Below are 15885 nucleotides of genomic sequence, written 5' to 3' on the forward strand. Positions count from 1 at the left end.
GCAATATTGGCTCCAGATGTTACAAATCGAGACGTTTTCGGATGACGCCGGCCCTTTGTCTAAATCTGTAACATCTAGGCCCGATTTTGCCGAGTTACTGTTACAGATCGAGACACACCGCCGCGAACACCCACTCTTCGTCAAAACCCACGAAGGTGTCCATGAGCTGCTCCCCTTGCGATGGTTTGCGTGGTGGTTTCGACATTTGACCAGATAAAACCTACCAAAATAAACCTGTCCCTTTTTGGTAGGTTTGAGAGAGGGGCCGGGATGGATAAGGCCGAGTTGCGGCGGGCGGTAATTGCCCGGCGCGACGCTCTAGATTTGGATATGCGGGCGGCAAAGTCTGCTGCTGTATGCGCGCGGCTCGTTGAGTTGCTGGGCGGCTCGGGTCCCGCGGCCCCGCGCACCGTTGCCGTCTATGCCGCCATGGGCTCCGAGGCAGATCCTGCCGCGTTTGCCGCAACGGCCGCAAAACACGGCTGGCGCGTGGCCTATCCGTGCATGTTCTCGGCAGCTGACACCGTGGCTTGTGGCCAGCGCATGTGCATGCGGGCAGTTGCTGCCGGCGATGCGTCCGAGGCCCCGTTTATCGCCCACCCTACGCGGGCCTTCGCAGCCACGGACGTCGACAGCAGCCGCTTTCCTATCGTGCCTGCCGAGGCGCTCGATATGATCGTCGTGCCGCTCGTAGCCTTCGACCACACCGGCGCACGCCTGGGCTATGGCGGCGGCTGCTACGACCGCTACCTGCCCACGCTCTCGCCCGAATGCCAAATCATCGGCATCGCCTTTGACGAGCAGCGTGTCGACCACGTTCCCACCGACACCCACGACCTGCCGCTACCCCACATCATCAGCGCCTAACCGCCGTTGTATCGCACCCGCAAGATGAGCATCCGAAAATCCACGCTCGTCACGCCGCAGCCGAAGCCACAACCGCAACCGCGGCCGTAGCCTAGTGCTCCTCGCCGGCGCGGGCCAGGTCGTAGGGCGTGGTCTGGTAGACGTAGTAGTTGAGCCAGTTGGTGTAGAGCAGCTGGGCCTGGCTGCGCCAGACGTTGCGCGGCTCGGCGGTGGGGTCGTCACCTGGGAAGTAATGCGCCGGCACCTGGGGGTTGAGCCCGCGCTTCACGTCGCGCTCGTACTCCAGGCGCAGCGTGTCGGTATCGTACTCGGGATGGCCAAAGACAAAGAAGCGGCGGCTGTCGGTCGACTTGACGATGTACAGGCCCACCTCGTCTGATACGGCCACGACCTCAAGCTGCGGCTCGGCCTCCACGTCCTCGCGGCGCACATCGGTATTGCGTGAATGCACGGCATAGAAGCGGTCGTCAAAGCCGCGGACCAGCGGGCTTTGCGGCTTCACCAGATAATGCTCAAACACGCCACTCGCCTTGGCCGGCAGGTCGCACTTCTGGATACCGTAATGATGGTAGAGCCCTGCCTGTGCACCCCAGCAAATATGCAGTGTAGAGTGCACGTGCGTGGTGGACCAATCCATGATCTGGCAGAGCTCGGGCCAGTAGTCGACCTCCTCGAACGGCATCTGCTCCACCGGCGCGCCCGTGATGATCAGGCCGTCGTAGTGGATATCACGGATGTCGTCGAATGTACGGTAGAACGTCTCCAGGTGGCCGGCACTCACGTGCGTGGCCTCGTGCGTCTTGGTGCGTAGCAGGTCCACCTCTACCTGCAGCGGCGTGTTGGAGAGCTTGCGCATGATCTGCGTCTCGGTGGCGATCTTGGTTGGCATGAGGTTGAGGATGAGCACGCGCAGCGGACGGATGTCCTGGTGCAGCGCGCGGTACTCGGTCATGACAAAGATGTTCTCGCTCTCGAGCTGCGCGGCGGCAGGGAGGGCGTCGGGGATGCGAATGGGCATGGATGCTCCTTACGAGTCAGTTGCAGCTATGGTACAACGAGCGGCCCCATCCGCGCGAGTGCATCGCCCCGAGACACCGTCAGCGGCCCAAATCACTCCAAAAGTAGAGATTAAGGCATGTCCCAAAAATCTACGGCGCTTTAGCCTAGCAAAGTGGCAGCAGGACGCTACAATGGTTCGATGCGAAAAACTCGGCCGAAAGGATATGAATATGTACCAGACGCGTAAGATCGGTGTGGTCGGCCAGGGCCACGTAGGAGCACATGTCGCCAACAGCCTGCTCATGCAGGGCATTGCCGATGAGCTGTACCTCTGCGATATCAACGAGGCAAAGGTGACGTCCGAGGTCCAAGACCTGCGCGACTCCCTTTCGTTTGTCCCGTACAACACCAAGATCGTCAACTGCTACGACCACTACGAGGAGCTGGCCTGCTGCGACGTCATCGTCAACGCCGCCGGCAAGGTCGCACTGGCCGCCGGCAACCGCGACGGCGAGCTGTTCTTTACCACCGACGCCGCCCGCACCTTTGCCAAGCGCATCGTCGATGCCGGCTTCGACGGCATCTTCGTGAGCATCTCCAACCCCTGCGACGTCGTGTGCACCGAGCTGTGGCATCTGACCGGCTACGACCCCAAGAAGATCATCGGCTCGGGCTGTGGCCTGGACTCTGCCCGCCTGCGCACCGAGATCTCCAAGAAGGTCGGGGTGAGCCCCAAGTCCATCGACGCCTACATGATCGGCGAGCATGGCTTTAGCCAGCTGGCCGCCTTTAAGGCCGCAACCATCGCCGGCAAGAGCCTCAACGAGCTTCAGGCCGAGAACCCCGACAAGTACGCCTTCGACCACATGGAGGTCGAGGAGCTCGCACGCAAGGGCGGCTATGTGACCTACGCCGGCAAGCAGTGCACCGAGTACGCCGTTGCCAACTCCGCCGCGCGCGTCTGCGCCGCCGTGCTGCACAACGAGCACGCCGTGCTTTCGGCCTCTACGCTTATGACCGGCCAGTATGGCGAGGAGGGCATCTTTACCTCCCTGCCGTGCGTGATCGGCGCCGAGGGCGTCGAGGAGGTCTACACGCTCGACCTTTCCGAGCACGAGCTCGAGGGCTTCCACAAGAGCTGTCAGCACATCCGCGACAACATCGCCCAGCTCGACTGGTGGGACGCCGAGGCCTACGACGCCAAGTAGTCCGCCGGTTGATGCAACGACTCACTCATACGGACACAATGTAAAGCGGGCCGCGCCGGAAACCCACCGGCGCGGCCCGCTTTTTGACTCACGCGACACGCCTGCAGATTTAGGTCTAATACTTTTCCCGAAAAGTGAACGAGCAAAAACGAGCCCTCGAAGCATCGGCACTTTGTGGAGACCATTTCCTGCAGTTTCATTAAGATTTTCCTGCTGTTTTGGCGTCAAAAAATGTCGATGCTTCGGGGGTCCAAAATAGGTCGTTCACTTCTCGGGAAAAGTATTTGACTTCGTTTTCGACAAACAGAAAGGGGCGCCGTAACGCAAACGGGGCCCGCGCTTGGCGAAGGCCCCGTCATGAAAAATCGCGTTCCCCGTTACCTAGTACTGCTCGACGCCCATGTAGCGGCGAACCTCGGGGCTGTGGTCAAATACCTTGCCGCGGGCGGCGCGCAGCTCACAGCTCATCGCATAGAAGAAGATCGGCTCCAGGTACGAACGCACGCTGGCAGGCACCTCGCCCACGCCGTACTCAAGCGCATCGAGCACCATGACTGTATCGGTGTGCGTGTTGAGAAATGCCAGTGCGCGCTCCTCCATGGGGCGGCACTCGCCAGCGCCAAGCTGCACAAAGTAGAACACGCCGGGCTCGGTAGCCTCGAAGGGACCGTGGAAATACTCGCCGGAGTGGATGTAGCAGCAGTGCTGCCACTGCATCTCCATGAGCGAGCAGATGGCCATGGCGTAGGTCTGGCTAAAGTTGGGGCCGGAGCCCAGGATATAGAAGAACTTGTGCTGCTGGCAGAGCTCGGCAAAGCGATCGCCCAGCTCGGCGTTGACCTTCTCGCGGGCAGCGGGCAGCAGTGTGTCCATCTGCTTAAGGCCGGCGTACATGTCGGCGAGCGCCTCGTAGCCCTCCTGCTGGTCGAGCAGCTCGGCGGCGATCAGAGCGCCGATGCCCTGCGGAACTTCGGCCTGCGACTCGCCCTTGCCCCACGGGTAAACCCAGGTGGTCCACTTGCCGTTATCGATCTTGGAGCCCGCGTAGTCAGTCATAGTCACGACCTCGGCACCGGCGGCCAGCGCCATCTCGCAGCCGTCGACGACCTCTTGCGTGTTACCGCTGTGGCTACAGGCGATGACGAGTGACTTCGGCCCTAGGCTCTTGGGGGCCATAAGGCAAAACTCGCGCGCCGTGTAGACTGTCGAAGTAAACGTGGTTGCCTCGCGCTTGAGCAGCTCATTGGCCGGCATAAGGTCAATCATCGAACCGCCGCAGGCGATCCAAAAGACATTCTCGATCTTACCCTTGCGCTCGATAATTTCCTGAACCAGATCGTGTGCGTTCACGGTGACATTCCTCCCTGTGTGGCGGCTTTGAGCGGCGACAGCTCGTACCTGCGGTCGTTCTATGTTGTCCTATTTATAGCACGCAAGCTGTCGCAGGTGAATTCATTTCACCAAACTTGTTCTGTATTGTTCTATCTATGGACGTTAGATGTCGAACACGTAGCGCGACCCCACGATCTTTTGGCGCCCGAGCAGCAAGGGCCGCTCGTCCGCATCGGTAAAGTACGCCTCCATATAAAAGAGCGGCTCGCCGACCGGCACCTCCAACAGCGGGACCGTCTGAGCATCGGCGAGCGCGATCTCCACGGTACAGGGATCGGACTTGAGCGGTGCGCGGCCCGAATGCACGGCAACGAGCGCAAAAATCGAATTGTCGGCGAGGTCCTCGTCGGCAAGCTGCTGCAGATAGGGATGGTCGGCCAGCACAAAGGCGTTGTTCTCGAGCATGACGGGCACGCCATCGGCCGTGCGCACGCGCTCGACCACGATGAGCTCGCAGCCGGGTTCCACGCCAAAAAACGCCGCGTCCTCGCGCGTCGCCGCAACCACCGTGCGCGACACCAGGCGCGCTCCGGCCGCCATGTCGTTGGCAGCGCAGGCCTCGGTAAAACTCTGGACGTCGCCTTTCTGGACAATCTTGCGCTTGAGCTTGGGCGCACACACAAACGTGCCCCTCCCCTGCTGACGGTTGAGATATCCCGCGCGCGACAACTCCTCAATGGCGCGACGCACGGTAATGCGCCCCACGCCGTAGGACTTCGCGAGCTCCATCTCGGAAGGAATGCGCGAGCCGGCAGCGTACACGCCACGCGCGATCTCGCCCTTTAGGTCGTCCATAACCTGCTGGTACAGCGGCACGGCGGACACGTCAATACGGTCGGTCTTGCTATCGGCTACCATCGTTACGCTCCATCCCGTGCATGCTCGGATTCAAACTCTTCAATCGCCGCCATAAACTGCTCGCCAAAGGCGTCGGCTTTTTTCTCGCCAATGCCGTTGACCCGGATAAGCTCGTCGCGCGTCTGAGGGCGCAGGCGGCACAGACCGCGCAGGGCCTTATCGGAGAAGACCATGTACGGCGCCATCTCCAGCTCGATCGAAATCTCCTTGCGGAGTGCACGCAAGCGCTCGAACAGCTCGGCATCGTCGCCCACGCGCGGGCGCTGATCCAACTCGGCCTCCTCGCGCAGCAGATCCACCGCACGGAGGGCGCGGGCCGAGGCCTTGCGCTTGGATGCACGACGCTTAACGGTAAAGGCAAACGCCTCGTCCTCGACCTCGCCGGCACGCGGGCCCAGCCCCACGACCGGGTACTGTCCCTGTGAGGTTGCCAAATAACCGCGGCCACACAGCTGGCCGATGATGTCCTTGATGCGCCCGACCGATTCGCTCGACAGCTCACCGTAGCCGCGGTCCTCGTCCAGATGCATCTGGCGAATGCGCTCGGTGTTGCCGCCGTGGAGCACGTCGGCGATCAGCGACTTGCCAAAACGCATGGGACGCGTAGCCACATAGCGCACGGCGGCGCGGGCCATATCGGTGACGTCCTCGACCTCGAACTGCGTGAGGCAGTTGCTGCAGTTGCCGCAGCCCTCGGCGTCGTCCGTGGCGGCACCGCTAGCACCGGCTGCGGCGGTATGCTCGGCCGCAGCCTCGTCGCCAAAGTAGCGCAGCATGTATTCGCGCAGGCAGCCGGTGGTATTGCAGTAGCCCTCCATCTGGCTGAGCAGGCGGTATCGATTCTGGAGCGCCCACGCGCGTTGCTCGTCATCGAGCGCCTCGTCGGCAGCATCGCCGCGATCGATCAAAAAGCGACGCATGCGAAAATCATTGCCGTTCCACAGCAAATGGCAGCTAGCTGGGTCTCCATCGCGGCCGGCGCGGCCCGCCTCCTGGTAGTACGCCTCGATGCTCTCGGGCACGTTGTTGTGAATCACGTAGCGCACGTTGGGCTTGTCGATACCCATGCCAAAGGCGTTGGTGGCAACCATTACCTGGATATCGTCGTCGATAAAGGCGCGCTGGCTTTGCCGGCGGGCGTCGTTGCCCATGCCGGCATGGTAGCGGCCAACGCGAATGCCGCTGGAGCCCAGCGCCTCGGCAAGCTCGCTTGCCAGCGCATCGACGGTCTTGCGAGTCGAGCAATACACGATGCCGCTTTCGCTCGAATGTGCGATCACATAGTCGCGCACCCACGCGGCCTTGGCCTTGTCGCCCATCTCCTCGCAGCCAAAGTAGAGGTTCTTGCGATCGAAGCCCGTCACCACCGTCGCGGGGTTTTGCAGGCCGAGCATCTGCTGAATGTCCGCACGCACGCGCTCGGTCGCCGTAGCGGTAAAGGCCGCCACGATGGGGCGCTGCGGCAGGGAATCGATGAACTCGCGAATCTGCAGGTAGGCGGGACGGAAATCCTGGCCCCACTGGCTTACGCAGTGGGCCTCGTCAATGGCCACGAGCGGCACGCCAATACCGGCGGCGGCCGCGGCCTCCCGCGCAAAAGCTAAAAAGCGCGGCTCGAGCAGACGCTCGGGCGCCACGTACATAAGCTGGTAGCGGCCCTCGCGCGCCCGCTTGAGCACGGTGTTTTGCTGGGCCGGAGTAAGACTGGAGTTGAGATAGCTGGGTCGCGCACCCGCCGCGAGCAATGCACGGGTCTGATCCTCCATAAGCGACAGCAGCGGACTCACCACAAAGGTGATGCCGGGCAGCATGAGCGCGGGCACCTGGTAGCAAATGGACTTGCCGGCGCCCGTGGGCATAACACCCAGCGCATCGCGACCGGCAAGGATCGCATCGACCATGCGGTCCTGCCCCGGGCGAAACGAGGTGTAGCCAAAATAGGCGCCGAGCGTGTCGAGCGCCATCTGCTGCATGCTATCGGTCATGGTTTCCTAACGTCCAAGTCATCTGCCGCCGATTATACGCCGCCACGCGGACCGGTGCCGCACGGCTGCCGGCCACGGGCAATGTAATCCGATGGGAACGAGCGTGGATAATCTCCCACTTTGAGCCCGTCACCAAGCAAAAAACGGGAGATTATCCACGCTCATTTTTTGGTGAAGGGCAGCTAATTTGGGACGGGGCTATTTTGACTACTTTGCATGTAAAAGTAGTCAAAATAGCCCCGTCCCAAATTAGCTGCCCGAATCAAGGCAACGCCGATGTTTTGGCAACGCCAGCGAGCGCCCGTCATTTGAGCCAAGGTGCCGTGAAATGAAAAGGCGCTGACCTTCTGGTCGCGCCTTTGAAGTTGAAAGGCAGATTGCCGCTCTGGCGGGCTTGCAGCGTCAACTGGTTACGCGGTTTGGTAAAACCGCGTAACTTATATGACCATGACGTAGCGGCTGCCCACGTAATACTGCTTGCCGAGCAAAACCGGCTCGCCATTGGGACCGGTAAAGCCGGCACGCAGGTTGAGCAGCGGATCGTGCGGAGCGATGCCCAGCTCGGCCGCCTGCTCGGCATTGGCGCGAACGGCCTCGACCGTGCGGTAGCCAACCGAGGCAATCGGCGTTCCACCAACACGCTCGACCTCGGCAAAAATCGACTTGTCCTCAAGATCGGCCGTCAACAGCTCACGGTAGGCGTCAAAGGGCACAAAGATGTTCTCCTCAAAGATGGGCTCGCCGTCGGCCGTACGCACGCGCTTGATATGCAGCAGCAGCGCATCCTTCTGCAGGCCAAAGAACTCCATCTCGTTTTGGCGCGCCGGAACGATCTGGCGATCGATTACATGCGCGCCGGCCTTCATGCCATTGTCGGCACACAGCGCGGTAAACGTCTGCAGCATCGAGGCATGAAACTGGCGGTTGATGTGCGGCGTGGAGACAAACGTGCCACGGCCTTGCTGTTTAACCAGATAGCCATCGGAACACAGCTCCTCTACGGCGCGGCGCACCGTAATACGGCTCACCTCGTACTGCTCGGCAAGCTCAAGCTCGGACGGGATACGCTCCTTGGGTGCATAAACACCTTTCTCGATCGAATCCTTGATTTCGTCGTAAATCTGCTGGTACAGCGGCGCATTTTTGGGTGCAGGCATATCTAATCACTCTTATCGAAATATCAGAATAACAAATACGTATATAACGTCTAGTTTTATGTTACCTCATAACGATAAAACGATACACCCTCCCTACCAAAAAGGGACAGGATTGAGCAGAGCCGGCAAAATGCCAAATACCTTACTTGCCGTCGTCCTGCTGCAAGCTGTCCTGTTCGCTGAGGCGCACCTGCCTGCTGGCCATGCGTGCGGGCTTGTCGGGATCGGGAACGGCCGTGGGCATGGGTTCGTCAACATGACCGCCCCACCAACCGCCCACAAAGTTGAGCGTGTGGAACACGTTGATCACGGCGCCGGGATCAACCTCGCATACCAGCCTGATAATGTCCTGGCTCTCGTAGGTCGAGACAACGGTGTGCAGCAGGTACATCTTCTCGCGGCTGTATCCGCCGACGACCTCGGCGCAGCTAATACCGTGCTGAAAATGGTTTACGTAGGCAGTCATGACCTCGTCTGCCTTACGCGTCGTGATCTGCAGCGTCACACGATCGTAGCGATGATAGAAACTGTCGATGGTCTTGGTCGAAATAAACTGAAACACAATGGAATACGCCGCCTTGTCCCAGCCAAACATAAAACCAAAGATTGCCAGGATAAAGCAGTTAAAGCCAAAGATGACGCCCCAGATGGTCTTGCCCGTGTGGTTGGAAACCCACAACGCGATAAAGTCGGTGCCGCCGGTGGATGCGCCGGACTTAAGCGCGATGGCAGCACCCAGGCCCGAGACCACGCCGCCAAAAATGATGAGCATGATCTTGTCGCCCAAAAATGGAGCGAAATGAAAAACGTTGAGGAACAGCGACGAGAGCACGACCTGCATCATCGAGAAGATGACGAAGCGCTTGCTAATGCCGTTCCAGCATAGGAGCGCCACGGGGATGTTGAGTGCGAGCATACCGAGCGAAATGTCGATGTGAACGCCACCTAGCGAGGTAACGCGATCGAGAAGGACCGCGACGCCGGTAAGACCACTCGGAAGCAGGTCAGCGGGCCAAATGAACGCCTGGATCAGGAATGTCTGGAGAACGGCAGAGACCGTGACTGCCACGGCAGTAATGGCACGGCGGACGATGGTGAGGCGGCCGAGTACGAGCACGCGGTCCGTGAGCTGATCGATGGCATCCGCCACGCAGGCTCCTTTCGAAGGCAGATATAGTTGTGGGGCATGCCCGCGATTGTAGCATGGAGCGTGCGGGGGCGCCTCAATTCACCCTCTCTCGACAACCATCAGAAGGACCGTGAGGCCGCTCAAAAGAAAAACGCCGTGAAGAGAGCGATCCCTTCACGGCGAATTCAGCATTTGCCCAGATAAAACCTGCCAAAATAAACCTGTCCCTAAATGGCAGGTAGGATGTCACACAGATTGTCAATGACAACGTCGGCGGCAGACTGGTCCAGGTTGACGCCCTCGTGCGGACGCAGCGCCAGGACGCGGGCGCCAGAGCGCTTGCCAGCCTCGATGCCCAGAGGCGAATCCTCGATAACCAGGCACTCGGCAGGCTCCACCCCCAGCGCCTCCATGGCACGCTGGTAGATCTCGGGGTCGGGCTTAAACGCACTGCACTCGTGACCGCTGATGGTGTAGTCCAGCACGTCGGCGATGCCGGCAATCTCCACCAGCTCGTCGATCAGCTCGCGATAGGACGAGCTCGCGATGGCACACTTCACACCGCGCTCATGCAGCTCACGCATCACCGGCTCTGTCTGCTCGTTGAGAAGCTCGGCATACGGAACGGGGTGGTGCGGGCTGTAGACCTGCTTGTACTCCACGCGCAGGCGCTCACGCAGCTCAACATCGTCGGGCACCAGCGCCTTCCAAATGGCCGGCTCGTTAGACCCCGAAAGGTCGGGGATCTCGTCAAAGTGGAACCCCTTCTCTTCCATAAACGCCACGCGGCGACAGTTGTAGAACCACTCGGTATCGACCAGCACGCCGTCCATGTCAAACAGCACTGCCTTGATCATACGCTCCTCCTTCCACCTGCCAAAAAGGGACAGGTTTATTTTGGTAGGTTTTATCTGGGGTTTTGCAGCGCAACGGGCACGCCCTCCCCAAAGCAGAAAAGGGGACAGGGCACAAACCCCATCCCCTCTCAATCAACCCGTAAGGTCTACTTACTTGTGATTAGTAGGAAAGCTTCCACATGTAGCGACGCATGGTCAGCGGGTGCTGACGGGCCTCGGCGAGCTGGTTGCCGTACTCGCGCATAACGGCGAGGTGCAGCAGCGGGTTGAAGTAGGTGACGACACTCGCGGGCACGGCGTCGGCCAGGCCGTAGTCCTTGGCGTCGATCAGAGCGACCTTGGCGCCCATGCGCTTAAGGAAGGTGAGGGCGCGGGCGTCCATCGGACGGGTAGCGCCATCGGACATGAAGAAGACGTAGGGCTTACCCTCGGTGGAAACCTCGAACGGGCCGTGGAAGTACTCGCCGGTGTTGTAGGCGGCGGCGTCGATCCACTGCATCTCGGTGAACAAGAAGGCGGCGTGAGAATAAGCCATCTTCTCGGAGGCACCGGAGGCCATGAAGTAGATCATCTTGTCGTCCTTGAAGTCCTGAGCGAACTGCTTGGCAAGACCCTTGGCGGACTGAGCGGCGTTCTCGCAGAGCTCGAAGATGTTGGTGAGGCCGGTGATCATGTCCTCGTAGTGGTCATAGCCCTCGGTCTGCTGAAGGATCTCGAGAGCAAGAGCGATGGCATAGCCGGGCTTCTCGCACTTGGCAGCGTAGTTGGCGTGGAAGCCGTGGATGATGACGTGGTCGGCGTCGACGGTCAGAGCGGAGCCGGCCTTGTTGGTGAGGGAGACGACCGGGCAGTTGTGCTTCTTGGCGGTCTTGTTGGCCTCGACGGTCTCGGGCGTGGAGCCACCGAGGGAGCAGGTGATCACGAAGGTGTGCTCGTTGACCCAGGACGGCGTGTCGTAGTTGAACTCGTTTGCGGTGAAGATCTGAACGTTCAGCTTGTCCGTGTTGTTGGCCAGGAAGTACTTGGCGGGGTAAAGGTCGGACATGGAAGCGCCGCAGCCGACGAAGGCGACGCTGTGGATCTCGTGGTTGGACAGGACGTCAGCGACGATCTGCTTAGGGAGGTTAAGGTCGATCTCGTACATCTGACACATTCCTTTCGATTTTTGCGACGCCACTTTGCCGGACGTGCGCAGGGCTACCGTGATTTGGACCGAGTCGCCGGCCCATTGAAGATGTGACATAGGGACTGTCCCTTTGACACATTTAGGGATGGGAGCCTGCCTGGGGTATGGGATGCCAGGCAGGCTCCCCGGGGAAAGCGGTTAGACGCTTGGGCGCGACTAGGCCAGAATGCCGGCCGCGGAGAGGGCGATGCCGCCCACGATGGCGATCACAAGAAGCCAACCGGTGTTGACGTTCTTCTTGATGAGCCAGTACATAAGGCCGGTGAGGCCAAGGGAGATCATCTGGGGCATCATGCCGTCCAGGATGTCCTGGATAACGACGGTGCCCTCAGCGAACTGCAGCGGGGTGGTGGCGCCGATCAGCGTAGCGATCATGCCGCCCACGGACATAAGACCCACGATGCCGCAGACATACATGAGCTTCTCCATGAGGTCGCCGCCCTGAAGCTTGCTCAGGTACTCGTGGCCGCCCTGATAGCCCATCTTGGCTGCGAACCAAGTGATCAGCACAGAGGGGACGATGGAGATGAGCATGGCCAGGATCGGGCCCATGATGGAGCCCTGCTGAGCCAGCTGAACGCCCAGACCAAAGGCGATAACGCGGATGGTGCCCTGGAAGAAGGAGTCACCGATGCCGGAAAGCGGGCCCATGAGGGAGGTCTTGACCGCGTTGATCGAATCGGGATCGAAGTTCTCGGGATCCTTGGCGTACTCCTCCTCCATGGAGGCGGCGAGGCCCAGGACGAAAGCGCTCGTCTGCGGAGTGCAGTTGTAGAACGCCATGTGACGGCGGTAAGCCTCTTTCTTGGCAGCGAGCTGCTTGGGGTCGGACTCATCCGGATAGAGGCGATCGAGCGTGGGAACCATGCCATAGAGGAAGCCCATGTTCATCTGACGCTCGTAGTTCCAAGAGGCCTGGATGGCCCAGGAGCGCCAGAAGAACTGGCTGACCTTCTTGTTCAGGGACACGTCCTTGGTTGCGGTTGCCATAGTGTGTTCCTCCTTAGTCTTCGTCGTCTTCGAGCGGATCGTAGTCGGAATCGACACCGGCGGCTGCATGGGAACCGTTGAACTTGAAGCCCATGAAGACGACAGCCAGGCACACACCGATCAGAGCGACCGCGATGACGGACAGGTTGAGGTAAGCGGCGAGCAGGAAGCCGATGAACAGGAACGGAGTCATACCCTTCTTGATCATCATGGTGAGCAGCAGGGCCAAGCCGTAGGCGGTCATGATCTTGGTCGAAACGTTAAGACCAGTGGACAGCCACTCGGGGACCATGTTGACGATGGCCTGAACCAGGTCGGTGCCAACAAAGACGGCGAGGAAGATCGGCAGGAAGTACATGACGGCGTACAGACCAGTGCCGACGCAGATGTGCATACGGTAGGCGGTCTTGAACTTTCCGTTATCGATCGCGCTATCTGCCACATGGGTGAGGGCGGCGATGATGGAACGGAACACGATGCCGAGGAGCTGACCCAGGACGGCGACCGGGATGGCGATCGTCATGGCAGTCTCGGCGGAAGCATCGGTCAGGCACGCAAAGGCAGCGGCCACGATGCCGCCCAGGACCATATCGGGCGGAACGGCAGCACCGACCTGCACCAGGCCCATGGACACGAGCTCGACGGCGGCACCGACGGCAAGGCCGGTGGGCACATCGCCCAGCAGCAGACCGACGAGCGTAGCGCCAACGAGGGGCTGCTCGAAGTTAAGACGACCGAGCAGGCGGGAGTCCCACATGCAGAACACGCCGACGAGGCCGACGAGCACCGCACTGATGAACGTATTCATACCCTTCTCCTTTCAGTCAGGCAAAAGCCTGGTTGACTACAGCTTGGCGTCGATGTCGACGCTCTGATACGTGGGGGTCTGCTGGACATAGAGCTTGATGCCCATGTCGAGCAGCTGGTTGATGTCGGCCTTCTGCGTGGCGTCGAGGAAGACGGAGCTGTCCTTGCCGCCGACCTGATCGGCACCGTCGTGGTTGGCGGTGGCGCCCAGGTTGATGGCGTCGAGCTTGTAGCCCTGGCAGAACTGCAGCATCTCGGCAGTGTTGCCAAAGACGAACATGACGCGCTCGCCAAGGGTGTTGAGCTTGTCCATCTTGGCGAGGGCGCGCTCGACGGTGAAGACGTTCAGGCGCACGCCCTGGGGCTTGGCCAGCTTAAGAGCGCCCTTCTTGATGTCATCGTTGGCGGCAGCGTTGTCGACGACGATGATGCGCTCGGCCTGAACCTTGGTGGTCCAGGTAAAGACGACCTGGCCGTGCAGTAGACGGTAGTCAAGACGTGCGAGGACGATCTTGGCGGGACCGGAGCTGTGACGGGACGCCTTGGCCTTCTTGGCGGGAGCCGCGACGGCCTCGACCGGTGCGTTGGGGTTGGTCAGACCAGTGCGGGCCTCGTTGATGAGGGCCGCGAGCTCGGTGCCCTTGACGGGGGCGGGGCTCATAGCGAGCGTGAGCGCCAGCGGGATGTTGAAACCGCTGACAACCGTGAACTTCGTGCCGTTCTTGGAAAGCTCGACCATGCTGTTGTTGACCGAGCTGCCGAGCATATCGGTCAGCACATAGACGGTGTCGTCCGCGTTGAACGTGGCGATCATGGCGTCCACCTTATTGGTGATGGGCTCCTTGTCGTCACGAGCAAGCGACACGACGTGGACGTTCGACACGTCGCCGAGAACCATCTCGAGCGTGTCTTTGGCGCCTGCGGCCAGGCCGCCATGAGATGCGAGAATGATCTGATTCATCTTGCCTCCTCCTTTTCGTTATGGTCATTATAACGTCTTATACGCTACTTACATTGATAATTAGTACAAAGACCGTTCGCGGTTAAAAATCGACCGTTTACGGGTTTAACGTACTCGAAACGTTGGGGCTGGGTAGGCGGGCACTGGCTGGATAACCCCAGGTCGGATGCCGCACGCAATTCCCTATCGCACGAAGTACCAGGGACTTTCCTGTACGGTGGGCTCCAGCGCGATGCCGGTGCGTTCCTTAAACAGATCCATGTCCTGCGATTTCTCCGTCCACCACGCGTTGGGCTTAAAGGTCATACTCTCAATGACATGGCCGACAAACACACTGTTGCGCAGCTTGGAGAAGTCGGTATTCATAATCAGGATGGACGCGAGCACCAGCACGATGCCCAGGACTTTGATCGCGCCGGCGGGCTCGGCGTAGACACCAATGCCCAGCAGTACGGTGACAACTGTCTCAAATGACATTACGACGGGAACTTTCGACGTCTCGAGCCCCATGGACAGACCCTGCATATATAAGATGTAAGCCACGGCTGTGGGGATGAGTCCAAAGCCAAGGAACAGCAGCAGCAGCTGTGGCGACATTGCCGCGGCGACATCTGGCCACGGAGCCGCGATAGCCGCCATAACCGCACCGCCAAAAACAAAGCCCCAAAACGTGACTGCCAGCGGGTGGACCGTCTTGGTTGCTATTCGGCTAAACACCGCGAGCGACGCACCACAAAGGCCTGCAATCACACCCGACGTGACGCCCCAAACCGAAAAATGAAAACCGGAAAGGTCGCCATTGGTCACTGCAAGCACGCAGCCAACGATATTAAAGACAATGGCAACGAGCTTGTTAGGGGTCACGTCCTCGCGATAAAGCACGCGGCCGAGCATGACGCCAAACACCGGCGAGGTGTAGAGCAGCACCGAGGCCGTGGACATGCCCACCTCGCCCATGCACTCGTAATAGCAGGTGTTGGCGGCGGCCAAACCGACGATACCGACAAGCGCGCAGGGAACAAGCTCTTTAGGGCTTGCCTTGAACAGGGCCAGGGGGCCCGATGCTTTTCCCTCACGAGCACCTCCCTGGCAACCCATGAACGCCAAGACCGGAGCCATTAAGACGGCACCCGACAACAGGCGAAAGGCCGCCATGCTCTGAGACGAAACACCCATGGCCGAGATGCCGTTTACAAAGATTCCGATGCTGCCCCACATAAGCGCGGCGATCAGCACCAGCACATAGCCCAGATTGCTTTTCTTCAACGCAGCCTCCTCGGTATTGTTTCCAATATGTTTCATACTACGTTATAGTCGTTATATACATTTTTCAAGCCACAAATCGCCGAACGGAAAAATCTGCTCCCCAACATGGTCATTGGTACTCGTTGGGGAGGTACTTAAACGACTAGTCATTCAGGAACGTCCCCAATGACTAGTCGTTTAAGTACGTCCCCAATGACTACCCAACGGCTAGGACTGTCCCCAA

At 60.0% G+C, this 15885-nt stretch carries 15 protein-coding genes; 3 read left to right on the plus strand and 12 right to left on the minus strand.

Going from position 1 to position 15885, the window contains the following annotated elements:
* On the plus strand, window positions 1–217 hold a 217-nt coding region (locus ACQRCA_RS05950; RefSeq protein ID WP_427719468.1), incomplete at its 5' end, for a hypothetical protein.
* A 53-nt stretch (window positions 218–270) separates the two neighbouring features.
* Window positions 271–867, plus strand: coding sequence for a 5-formyltetrahydrofolate cyclo-ligase (locus ACQRCA_RS05955; protein ID WP_427719470.1), 597 nt, complete (start codon window positions 271–273; stop codon window positions 865–867).
* A 91-nt stretch (window positions 868–958) separates the two neighbouring features.
* On the opposite strand, the gene metA is transcribed toward ACQRCA_RS05955, so the two are convergent.
* A complete protein-coding gene (gene metA, locus ACQRCA_RS05960; RefSeq protein WP_427719472.1) occupies window positions 959–1885 on the minus strand; it encodes a homoserine O-acetyltransferase MetA in 927 nt (308 codons plus the stop codon).
* Window positions 1886–2096: 211 nt separating this feature from the next.
* Here metA and ACQRCA_RS05965 point away from each other — a divergent pair, with 211 nt between their 5' ends.
* Window positions 2097–3074, plus strand: a complete 978-nt coding sequence (locus ACQRCA_RS05965) for an L-lactate dehydrogenase (RefSeq protein WP_152067319.1) — start codon at window positions 2097–2099, stop codon at window positions 3072–3074.
* Between the two features lie 381 nt (window positions 3075–3455).
* Here the strand turns inward: ACQRCA_RS05965 and ACQRCA_RS05970 are convergent, their stop codons facing one another.
* From ACQRCA_RS05970 to ACQRCA_RS06020, 11 genes are all read right to left on the minus strand, one after another.
* Window positions 3456–4424 (minus strand): SIS domain-containing protein, encoded by a 969-nt coding sequence (locus tag ACQRCA_RS05970; protein ID WP_427719474.1) that lies wholly within the window; start codon window positions 4422–4424, stop codon window positions 3456–3458.
* A 144-nt stretch (window positions 4425–4568) separates the two neighbouring features.
* Window positions 4569–5324, minus strand: a complete 756-nt coding sequence (locus ACQRCA_RS05975) for a GntR family transcriptional regulator (protein ID WP_427719476.1) — start codon at window positions 5322–5324, stop codon at window positions 4569–4571.
* Between the two features lie 2 nt (window positions 5325–5326).
* Window positions 5327–7309 (minus strand): RecQ family ATP-dependent DNA helicase, encoded by a 1983-nt coding sequence (locus tag ACQRCA_RS05980; protein ID WP_427719477.1) that lies wholly within the window; start codon window positions 7307–7309, stop codon window positions 5327–5329.
* A 437-nt stretch (window positions 7310–7746) separates the two neighbouring features.
* Window positions 7747–8466, minus strand: a complete 720-nt coding sequence (locus ACQRCA_RS05985) for a GntR family transcriptional regulator (protein WP_427719478.1) — start codon at window positions 8464–8466, stop codon at window positions 7747–7749.
* 142 nt (window positions 8467–8608) lie between these two features.
* On the minus strand, window positions 8609–9616 hold the full coding sequence (locus ACQRCA_RS05990) for a YitT family protein (RefSeq protein ID WP_427719479.1): 1008 nt from the start codon (window positions 9614–9616) through the stop codon (window positions 8609–8611).
* 206 nt (window positions 9617–9822) lie between these two features.
* The gene (locus ACQRCA_RS05995) at window positions 9823–10452 is read right to left on the minus strand and encodes an HAD family hydrolase (protein WP_427719480.1); all 630 of its coding nucleotides are present in this window, start codon (window positions 10450–10452) and stop codon (window positions 9823–9825) included.
* A gap of 160 nt (window positions 10453–10612) precedes the next feature.
* Window positions 10613–11596 (minus strand): SIS domain-containing protein, encoded by a 984-nt coding sequence (locus tag ACQRCA_RS06000; RefSeq protein WP_427719482.1) that lies wholly within the window; start codon window positions 11594–11596, stop codon window positions 10613–10615.
* A gap of 198 nt (window positions 11597–11794) precedes the next feature.
* Complete coding sequence (locus tag ACQRCA_RS06005) at window positions 11795–12628, minus strand: PTS system mannose/fructose/sorbose family transporter subunit IID (protein ID WP_427719484.1); 834 nt, start codon at window positions 12626–12628, stop codon at window positions 11795–11797.
* Window positions 12629–12641: 13 nt separating this feature from the next.
* Window positions 12642–13436 carry a PTS mannose/fructose/sorbose/N-acetylgalactosamine transporter subunit IIC gene (locus ACQRCA_RS06010; RefSeq protein ID WP_154518546.1) on the minus strand — a complete coding sequence of 265 codons (795 nt, stop codon included), beginning with the start codon at window positions 13434–13436 and terminating at the stop codon, window positions 12642–12644.
* A 36-nt stretch (window positions 13437–13472) separates the two neighbouring features.
* Window positions 13473–14396, minus strand: coding sequence for a PTS mannose/fructose/sorbose transporter subunit IIAB (locus tag ACQRCA_RS06015; RefSeq protein ID WP_427719486.1), 924 nt, complete (start codon window positions 14394–14396; stop codon window positions 13473–13475).
* 183 nt (window positions 14397–14579) lie between these two features.
* Entirely contained in the window at window positions 14580–15662 is a 1083-nt protein-coding gene (locus ACQRCA_RS06020; protein ID WP_427719488.1) for a DMT family transporter, read from the minus strand.
* Window positions 15663–15885: the final 223 nt, after the last annotated feature.

This window comes from Collinsella sp. SGI.095 (genome assembly GCF_050314535.1).
Lineage (GTDB): Bacteria > Actinomycetota > Coriobacteriia > Coriobacteriales > Coriobacteriaceae > Collinsella.